8 protein-coding genes and 2 pseudogenes are annotated in these 9,507 nt (G+C 29.2%); 9 read left to right on the forward strand and 1 reads right to left on the reverse strand.

The genetic code is table 11. The annotated features are described in order from the left end of the window. Window positions 1-675: 675 nt before the first annotated feature. From Q8S45_RS06800 to Q8S45_RS06835, 8 genes are all read left to right on the forward strand, one after another. A complete protein-coding gene (locus Q8S45_RS06800; protein ID WP_305602728.1) occupies window positions 676-942 on the forward strand; it encodes a glycosyltransferase family 2 protein in 267 nt (88 codons plus the stop codon). Between the two features lie 38 nt (window positions 943-980). After that, complete coding sequence (locus Q8S45_RS06805; RefSeq protein WP_305602731.1) at window positions 981-1,667, forward strand: hypothetical protein; 687 nt, start codon at window positions 981-983, stop codon at window positions 1,665-1,667. Next, window positions 1,664-2,800 carry a glycosyltransferase family 4 protein gene (locus tag Q8S45_RS06810; protein WP_305602732.1) on the forward strand — a complete coding sequence of 379 codons (1,137 nt, stop codon included), beginning with the start codon at window positions 1,664-1,666 and terminating at the stop codon, window positions 2,798-2,800. Before Q8S45_RS06805 ends, Q8S45_RS06810 begins: the two co-directional genes overlap by 4 nt. After that, on the forward strand, window positions 2,800-3,405 hold the full coding sequence (locus Q8S45_RS06815) for a sugar transferase (protein ID WP_305602734.1): 606 nt from the start codon (window positions 2,800-2,802) through the stop codon (window positions 3,403-3,405). Before Q8S45_RS06810 ends, Q8S45_RS06815 begins: the two co-directional genes overlap by 1 nt. A gap of 2 nt (window positions 3,406-3,407) precedes the next feature. Then, window positions 3,408-4,016: an acetyltransferase gene (locus Q8S45_RS06820; protein ID WP_305602737.1), complete on the forward strand. Its 609-nt coding sequence runs from the start codon at window positions 3,408-3,410 to the stop codon at window positions 4,014-4,016. Beyond that, the gene (locus Q8S45_RS06825; RefSeq protein WP_305602740.1) at window positions 4,016-4,570 is read left to right on the forward strand and encodes a sugar transferase; all 555 of its coding nucleotides are present in this window, start codon (window positions 4,016-4,018) and stop codon (window positions 4,568-4,570) included. The genes Q8S45_RS06820 and Q8S45_RS06825 overlap by 1 nt, the downstream gene beginning before the upstream one ends. Before the next feature lie 5 nt (window positions 4,571-4,575). Next, entirely contained in the window at window positions 4,576-5,703 is a 1,128-nt protein-coding gene (locus Q8S45_RS06830; protein ID WP_305602742.1) for an aminotransferase class I/II-fold pyridoxal phosphate-dependent enzyme, read from the forward strand. Window positions 5,704-5,868: 165 nt separating this feature from the next. Beyond that, complete coding sequence (locus Q8S45_RS06835) at window positions 5,869-7,773, forward strand: nucleoside-diphosphate sugar epimerase/dehydratase (protein WP_305602754.1); 1,905 nt, start codon at window positions 5,869-5,871, stop codon at window positions 7,771-7,773. A 253-nt stretch (window positions 7,774-8,026) separates the two neighbouring features. On the opposite strand, the pseudogene Q8S45_RS06840 reads toward Q8S45_RS06835, so the two are convergent. After that, window positions 8,027-8,365, reverse strand: a pseudogene (locus Q8S45_RS06840) (IS1595 family transposase); the annotation flags it as partial. 194 nt (window positions 8,366-8,559) lie between these two features. Between Q8S45_RS06840 and Q8S45_RS06845 the strand changes: the two are divergent. Beyond that, window positions 8,560-9,271 (forward strand): annotated as a pseudogene (locus Q8S45_RS06845) (OmpA family protein). The last annotated feature ends 236 nt before the right edge of the window (window positions 9,272-9,507 follow it).

Raw genomic sequence — 9,507 nt, forward strand, 5'->3', positions numbered from 1 at the left:
ATTTTGTCTCTTTCTTCTTTAAAATGAAGCCTACAAGATTCCTCGCTCCCAAAATTTGCTGTAAAACTGAATAAATTCATCGTTTTTTTTATCAAATATAACGCTTTTTTATTAATTATGGGTAATTACGGACAATCAATTATTTTATATTAATTTAGAGAAAAATAGTATAAAACTTAAATGTTTATTTTTAATCTTTATTTTTCTTCTTCTTTTCTCCTTGTTCATTTAGCATATAGTCTTATAATGTAAAATTAAAAAGCTGTACTCAATAACTTAACGCAACAAATCTATAAATTTAGATTTGTTGCGTTAAGTTATTGAGTACAGCAAATAATGATAATTTTGCTTATACCGGTTTTCGATGGGATTTTATACTCTACAGTAGTATTACCGTTTTTATAGGGTATTATTTTATTGTTAAAAGAAATTTTAAGGATACCTTATATTGCCAGCTTTTCAATATATATTTAACAGCCAATGCTTTTTGGGTACTGATAATTAGGGCAAACTTTTCTAATCGATTTGCATATTTGTCATGGTTTTTGATGGCTGGCATTATTTTTTACCCTTTTTTTAAGCAACGGTTTTTTATTAAACAACAAAAAGTATTGGCATATACCATATTAGGATATTTTGGATTTACTTATTTAATGTTTTTAATAAAATAAAAAGATGTTACTTTCAGTTATCATACCTGTTTATAATGTAGAAAAATATATAGAAAAATGTATTTTATCTGTTATTGATAGTAATATGCAAATTGAAGATTACGAAATAATTGTAGTAGACGATGGTTCACACGATAAGAGTGTTTCAATTGTCCGAAATAATATGTTAAGTTTCCCTCAAATAAAACTAATTTCTCAAAAAAATAAAGGATTAGGAGGTGCTAGAAATACCGGTGTTTTACATGCTTCAGGGGATTATGTATTATTTTAGATGCTGATGATTATTTGATAGAAAATGAGTTGAAAAATGTGATAACTTTTGCAGTTGAAAATAAATTAGATATTTTGGAGTTTGGGGCAATTGGTGTAACGGAAAATGGTGAAGAAGTTTATAGAAATTCAAAATCTTCAGAGATAATAAGTGATGGTTTTGAATATTTGGCAAAGATTCAATATATGAATTCAGCTTGTAATAAATTATATGCAACTCAATTTCTGAAAAATAACCAATTAGAATTTGTAGAAAGAATTTTTATTGAAGATTTTGAATTTAATACACGTACTTTTTATTATGCCACTAAAGTTCAAGTAATAAAAAATATTTTAGGTTGTTTTGTTAGAACCGCTAATTCAATTACAAGAAATACTAATAAAGAAAGAAACCAAAAAATGATTTTTGATATTAAAAATGTCATTGATTTGACTATGGAATTTTCAAATAAGTCTGACAGAACTAAGGTTATTAATGGCGTTATTTTAGATGAAAGAATAGGGTTTTTAACAATGACGTTGTTATATTCCTTGTTTAAGTTAAATATTAAAAAAAATGTGAGAAAGAAAATTATTAAAGAGTTGAAAATAATAAATTTATATCCAGTTCAAACTAAAATTAGAGATAATAAAAAAAACATGTTTAAAATAATTGCAAACAATGAGTTTATATTTAATATGTGCTGCGATATAAAACTGTTTTCATTACTTAAAAATATAGGATGAAAAAAAAGAAAATATGTTTTGTGGTTTCATCTCCATATACAGCTCTGGCATTTCTTCAAAATCATATAAAAGAGTTAGCAACTTTTTATGATGTGTATTTGGTGGCAAATTTAGAGAATGAATCCACAGATATTTTTTGGAAACTACCATTAAAAGGAATTAAAAATATTGCAATACCTAGAGAGATAAGTTTGTTAAAAGATTTTAAGGCTTTAATGACCTTAAAATCTTATTTTAAAGAAATTCAATTTGATGTGGTATACACTGTAACCCCAAAAGCTGGGTTATTAGGTGTTTTTGCAGCACGATTGGCAAATGTAAATAAACGAATTCACATTTTTACAGGTCAAGTTTGGCATACTAAAACAGGTGTGATTAAAAAAATATTAATGCTAATAGATCGTTTCATTGTATGGAATGCAACCCATATTTTGGTAGATGGAGAATCGCAACGTCAATTTTTAATTCAACATTCAATTGTTAGGGAGACTAATTCTTTTGTGTTAGGAAAAGGTTCTATTAGTGGAGTAGATACCAATCGTTTTGTGCCAAGCAGAATTGTTAAGCGTGAAGTTAGAGAAGAATTAGGCATTCAACAAAATGAAGTTGTATTTATGTTTTTAGGAAGAATGAATGAGGATAAAGGCATCTATGAATTGGCAGTTACATTTAATAGATTGCAAAAAAAATATTCAAATGTTCGCTTATTATTAGTAGGTGGAGATGAAGAAAATATGACATCAGTTATAAAAGAAAAAGTTAAGAATATTGGAGCAGTAATATTTTATGGCTTCACCCAAGAACCAGAGCGATTGTTACAGGCATGTGACGTGTTTTGTTTACCAAGTTATCGTGAGGGATTTGGATCAAGTGTTATTGAAGCTTCTTTATTGGGAAAACCTGTAATATGTAGTAACACCTATGGTTTGAAGGAAACTATTATTGAAAACAAAACAGGATTGCGCCATAAAGTAGCTGATGCGGATTCGTTATTTTTCCAAATGGAAAAATTAGTGAATGATAAAGAATTAAGAAAAGAGTTAGGAAAAGGTGGAAGAACACATGTGTTAGAAAATTTTTCAGCAGAACTGATTACAGATAAATGGTTGGAATTTTATAAACAAAAAATTTAATGTATAGAAAATTTTTCAAAAGATTAATTGATGTTATATTTTCCTTAATTGGATTGCTATTGGTTTCTCCTGTACTTTTGTTGGCTACTATATTACTTATCATAGCCAACAATGGCAAGCCTTTCTTTTTTCAGTTACGTTCAGGTAAAAACGGAATTTTTTTTAAGATTGTAAAGTTCAGAACAATGACAAACTCTAAAAACTTAAAAGAAAATTTATTGCCCGATAATGAACGGATGACCAAAATTGGAAGTTTTTTACGAAAAACTTCCTTAGATGAATTGCCACAACTTTTCAATGTATTAAAAGGGGAAATGAGTCTAATAGGGCCAAGACCTTTATTACCCGAATATTTACCTTTGTATAGTGCGAAACAAAATAAAAGACATTTAGTACGTGCAGGTATTACTGGTTGGGCACAGGTAAATGGTAGAAATGCCATTAGTTGGAAAGACAAATTTAAATTGGATGTTTATTATGTTGAGAATCTAAGTTTAAAGTTTGATTTAAAAATCTTATTTTTAACCATTAGAAAAGTAGTAAAAAAAGATGGTATTACCTCTAATATATATGGAAGTATGGAGAAATTTAAAGGAAATAATTAGTTATGTATTTATACGGAGCAAGTGGACATTGTAAAGTAATAATTGATATTATTAAATCATCTACAAATAAAACAATTGAAGCTGTTTTTGATGATGCTGTTAAGGAAAATACTATTTTAGGTATCAAAATTGTAGATTTTAAAAAAAATGATAATTATAAAATTGATGAGTTAATTATTAGTGTGGGAAAGAATAGTACACGTAAAAAAATGGTTGAAAAACTACATGCAAATTTTGTTTCTGTAATCCATCAAACAGCAATCGTTTCGAAATTTGTAACAATTGATGTTGGAACTGTTGTGATGCCTGGTGTTATTATAAATGCTTCAACAAAAGTAGGGAAACATTGCATCATAAATTCGGGCGCTATAATTGGACATGGTTGCAAATTGAATGATTTTGTTCATATTTCTCCAAGTGCTTCACTTGCAGGGAATGTGACCATAGGAGAAGGTAGTCATATAGGTATTGGTGCAATTGTAATTCAAGGAATTTCTATTGGAAAATGGGCTTCTATTGGCGCCGGAACAGTAATTATTAATGATGTTCCCGATGGAGCGGTAGTAGTTGTAAATCCAGGAAAAATAATTAAAATTAATACTTTTCTATAGTGTCAAAACGAATCTTCGATATCTTTTTTTCTTTTACGGGTATAATCTCACTATCTCCATTTTTAATTATTTCGATTATAATTGCTGCAACTGACACCCATTCAAACGGATTATTTTTACAACCTCGTATTGGTCAATATGGAAAATCATTTACTATTTATAAACTAAGAACAATGAAATTAAAAACTAACAAAATTTCAGCTACTGGTGCATTTTTACGTAAATATAAATTGGATGAATTACCTCAGTTATTAAATGTTTTGCAAGGAGCAATGAGTATTGTGGGTCCAAGACCAGATATTGCTGGGTATTATGATACTTTGCATGGCGAAGAAAGATTGGTGTTAAATTTAAAACCTGGTTTAACAAGTGAGGCAGCCATAAAATACGCCGATGAAGAAGTCTTATTAGCAGAGCAAGAATATCCTTTAGAATACAATGATAATGTATTGTTTCCCGATAAAGTAAAATTAAATTTAGACTATTATTATAATCACACTTTTTTTGGAGATTTAAAAATTATAAGCCAAACAATTGTTTGTTTACTAAAATAAATAAGATGAAAAATAAAATTTGGTTGTCTTCACCCCATATGGGTGGTACCGAACAAAAATACGTAATGGAAGCATTTGATACCAATTGGGTGGCGCCTTTAGGGCCTAATGTAAATGAATTTGAAAAAGGTCTTGAAAATTATCTTGGAGTTAATAACAAAATTGCTGCATTAAGTTCGGGAACTGCAGCTATTCATTTAGCATTGATTTTAGCAGGTGTTCAACGTGATGATTTGGTACTTTGTCAAAGTTTTACCTTTTCAGCAACTGCAAATCCAATTGCCTACCTAGGTGCTATTCCAATTTTTATTGATAGTGAAGCTGAAACATGGAATATGTGTCCTAATTTGTTAGAAGAAGCTATTAAAGATCAAATTAGGAAAGGTAAAAAACCAAAAGCTATGATAGTGGTGCATTTGTACGGCATGCCAGCTAAAATGAATAAAATTAAGAAAATAGCTAATGAATTTAAAATTGTATTAATTGAAGATGCTGCAGAAGCATTGGGTTCAACGTATAAAGATCAAAAATGTGGAACCTTTGGTAGCTTTGGTATTTTATCATTCAATGGTAATAAAATTATTACTGCATCTAGTGGAGGAGCATTGATTTGCAAAGATGCTATAACCAAAAATAAAGCGGTTTTTTTAGCTACACAAGCGCGTGATGAAGCTCCGCATTACCAACATTCAGAAATTGGCTATAATTATAGAATGAGCAATATAATTGCAGGAATAGGACGTGGACAACTAGAAATTTTAGATGCCAGAATAGTTGCAAGAAGAGCAAATTTTGATTTTTATAAAAAGTCATTAATTGAAGTTGAAGCGTTGCAATTTTTAGATGAACCAGCAGGTTTTTATGCGAATAGATGGTTGACCTGTATGTTAACCCCTTCTTTTGAGGTGCGAGAAAAAATAAGGCTAGCCTTGGAAGTGGAAAATATTGAATCTCGCCCTTTATGGAAACCCATGCACCAACAACCTGTTTTTAAAAGGTATCCTGCTTATATCAATGGCGTATCTGATAACTTATTTGAAAGAGGATTATGCTTGCCGAGTGGTTCAAATTTAATGAATAAAGATTTGTTAAAAGTTGTAAATGTTTTAAAGAAAGTAAAAGTCAAAATTTAAAACCCTATGCCCAGAATCATTGACTTTTATATTATTAAAATTAGGTTACATTTGTAAGTTATCGACTTGTTTATAGCTGTTTATTTATGAGAAAATTGAATAATTAAAAAATGATAAACTATGAAAATAACATTATATTTAATTTGATATTAGATTGATATTAAGATGGTTAAAATTTCTTTTAAAAAGTTAATTAAACAAAATATACCTCGTTGGATGGTATTAATGATTGATTGCTATATTGTAATTAATACATTTATACTTGCTTATTTTATTAGGTTTAATTTTGAATTGACATTTGATGTTTCAAAATTAAAATTCCAGTTACCTTTAGTACTCCTTGTTGCCTTAGTTTCATTTATTTCAATAGGTTCTTATAAAGGCGCCATTCGTCATACCAGTTTTAAGGATGCTGTAAACATTTCTCTAGCAAGTATCTTAATTCTTATATTTTTATCAATGTTTGTGTTTTTAAACAGAAATTACGGAATATTAGTCAATTTTACTATACCAATTTCAATCCTAACTATTCATTTTTTATTAAATATGTTAGCACTTATTGTGCTCAGACATATTTTTAAAGAATTTTATAAATTATTAACAGAGGAAGTAAAAGTTAATAAAAGAGTGCTTATTTATGGTGCAGGTGAAGCGGGTATTTTAACCTATTTGGTACTTAAACAAGATAAGGAAAGTGGTGTAGATATTGAAGGTTTTGTAGATGATGATAAAAGAAAAGCCAATATAAAAATTCATGGATTAAAAGTATTTGATTCCAATAATATCAATAAGCTTTTTATTAAAAATAATAAGATTGAAGAAATCATTTTGTCAATTCAGAAAATAAAACCAGTAAGGTTATTAGAAATTACAAATGAACTTTCGAAATTGGGAGTAAAAATTAAAATTGTTCCACCTGCCAGTACATGGATTAATGGAGACTTAAATATTAAGCAAATTAAAAATTTAAAAATTGAAGATTTATTAGGAAGAGCATCAATTGAGATATGTAATTCGATTTTAAAAAATGAATTTAGCAGCAAAGTTGTTTTGATTACTGGAGCAGCGGGTTCCATAGGAAGTGAAATTGCAAAACAAATTTCAAATTTTAAATATAAGCATTTGGTTTTGGTTGATCAGGCAGAGTCTGACTTGTACAACCTTCAGCAATATTTTATAAATAAAAATACGGAACGAATTACAGTTTTAGTTGCTGATGTTAGAAATAGTAATAGAATGGAAACTATTTTTAAGCAGTACCAACCTCAGCTTATTTTTCATGCCGCAGCCTATAAACATGTACCATTAATGGAAAAGAGTCCTTATGAAGCAGTAAACGTAAACGTAAGCGGCACAAAAAACATCGCTGATTTAGCGATAAAACATAAGGTAGAAAAGTTTGTAATGATTTCTACAGACAAAGCGGTGAACCCAACCAATGTGATGGGAGCAACTAAGCGTATTGCCGAAATGTACATTAACACCCTCAATTTACAAGGAATAACAAAATTTATGACTACTAGATTTGGTAATGTATTAGGCTCAAACGGATCCGTAATTCATTTATTTAAGGCACAAATTGAGCAAGGTGGGCCATTAACGGTAACACATAAAGAAATTACAAGGTATTTTATGACCATTCCGGAAGCATGTTCATTGGTTTTAGAAGCTGCAACCATTGGTACCGGGGGAGAAATATTTGTTTTTGATATGGGAGAATCAATCAAAATTTATGATTTGGCTTTGAATATGATTCATTTGTCCGGTTTTAAATTTCCAGATGATATTGATATAAAAATTATTGGTTTGCGCCCAGGAGAAAAAATTTATGAAGAATTGTTGGCGAATGGTGAACATATTGGGAAAACACACCACGAAAAAATTATGATTGCAAATATAATACCTTTAGACAGAGCAATTATAAAACAAAATATTGAAGAGTTATGTAAGATAAATTTTGAATTGAATTATACTGCAACCGTAAAAAAAATGAAAGAGATAGTTCCAGAGTTTATTTCCAATAATTCCATTTATGAAGGCTTGGATATTGAAAAACTCAAAAACGAATAGTGAAATGTTAAAGGCCAATAATTAATGACGGAAGAATTAGCTAAAAAAAGGTAAATTTACCCTACCAAAAAAAGACTAATTATAAATAAAATAATTAAATGAAAAAGAGTGAAAAATGAGAAATAGTTATATTAAAATCACTTTATTGTTTGGAGTCATAATTTTGTTAAATGCCTGTGCATCATCTGAAAAATTAATTTATTTTCAAGAAGTTGTAGGTATTAAAGTAAATGATAATTTGATAAATTTTGAGCCGAAATTTGTGGACCATTGCCCAAACGGGTTCGTATCGTTTTTGCTTAAGCTGCTTTTGAATTTCTTTACTTGAAAATCCTTTTTTGGTAGCACTCATAAGAAACATTGTTTTATACCAGGTTAAAAACGATAATTTAGAGCTTTGCATTATTGTTCCGCTTCGCAAGGAAATTCTACTTCTGCATTTTTTACATTCATAGCTCCATATACTTTTAATCCAAAAATGGTCTTTACAACCGCATTTACATTGGATACCAATTTTATCTCGCTCTTCTTTAAAATGCAATCTACAAGCCTTTTCGCTGTCAAAATTTGCTGTAAAACTGAATAAATTCATGTGTTTTTCTTCAAAAATATGAAAAATATTTAAATTATGAATGTTTACGGACAATCAATTAATTTTTAAAAGTTTTTTTTAATGATTCTTTGTATCTTGCATTAGGCAATCGTTATTTTAATTTTATTCTCTAAAAAAAAATATCATAATAGAACCTTTTAAAATCAAAATAAATTATATAAAAATTAATAAAAATGAAAACAATCTTTAAAAAAATATCCTTACTGGTTTTAACTATTATTGTAATTACAAATTTAAGTAGTTGTGAAGCTACCAAAAATGCAAATAATAAACAAAAAGGTGCAGTAATTGGTGCCGCTGGTGGTGCCTTATTGGGTGCTATTATTGGAAATAATGCAGGAAAAGGCGGTAAAGGAGAATTAGGTGCCGTAATTGGTGGTGTTGTAGGAGGTACAGCAGGTGTGCTTATTGGAAATAAAATGGATAAACAGGCTCAAAAGATTGAAGAAGAAATTCCTGGAGCAATTGTTGAACGGATCGACGATGGAATTTTAATTACTTTCGACGAAAATAGTGGTGTTTATTTTGAAACCAATAAATTTAATATTAACCCAGCATCTCAAACTATGCTTTCTAAATTGGCAGGTATATTGATAGAATATCCTGACACTAATGTACTTGTTGTTGGGCACACCGACAATGTTGGAGCAGATGAATATAATTTAACGCTATCTAAAAATAGAGCAAATGCGGTAACCAATTTCTTTACACATACAAAGGGGTTAAGTTCAACTAGATTTACTACTCATTGGTATGGAGAACAACAACCAATTGCAGATAATACTACTGCTGAAGGAAGAGCAAAAGAACCGTAGAGTAAATTTAGCTATTATACCTAATGATAAAATGAAAGAAGATGCTAAAAAAGAAAGTGGCGGAAATTAATATTGCCTTTATAATTTACAAAAAGCTATCTAATATATAAATTTAGACAGCTTTTTGTTAAAGGCTGGACAAATTAAAATGAGGATGCATGTAAAAAGGCATAATACTGAAAAATAGTTGGTAAATAGTCTGTCAGGCATTATTACCATTGAGATTCCAAGAAGTTTGATGAAACGAATTTCATCAAACTTTTTTAATATGGAAAAAACGTCAAAAAAAAGCGTTGTTGGGGTTGT

Origin of the sequence: Lutibacter sp., from assembly GCF_030692605.1 — a bacterium.
GTDB lineage: Bacteria > Bacteroidota > Bacteroidia > Flavobacteriales > Flavobacteriaceae > Lutibacter.